Source organism: Mycobacterium angelicum, from assembly GCF_002086155.1.
In the GTDB taxonomy this organism is placed as follows: domain Bacteria; phylum Actinomycetota; class Actinomycetes; order Mycobacteriales; family Mycobacteriaceae; genus Mycobacterium; species Mycobacterium angelicum.
This window is the reverse complement of sequence record NZ_MVHE01000511.1, coordinates 1-209: the sequence shown is the minus strand read 5'-3', so window position 1 is coordinate 209 and position 209 is coordinate 1. Positions and strand designations below refer to the sequence as shown.

The following is a 209-nucleotide window of genomic DNA, read 5'->3' as shown; positions in this document are numbered from 1 at the left end:
CGGACCGGGACGCGCGCCGAAGAGTGTTTGCTTTGACTACCAGCAGCTGTCGGTCGGTCAGGCGAAGCGTGCCGAGAACGGCAGCGAGGGAGCCAACCTGGTGAGTTATGGAGCTCCCCGGGCGTCAACCGTGCGGATCGTCGACCCCGAAACCAGGATGGAGAATCCCGCGGGGACGGTTGGCGAAATCTGGGTGCAGGGAGACAACG

1 pseudogene is annotated in these 209 nt (G+C 64.6%); it reads left to right on the top strand.

Annotated features, from left to right (window positions below):
• A pseudogene (locus BST12_RS30475) lies at positions 1-209 on the top strand (acyl-CoA synthetase); the annotation flags it as partial.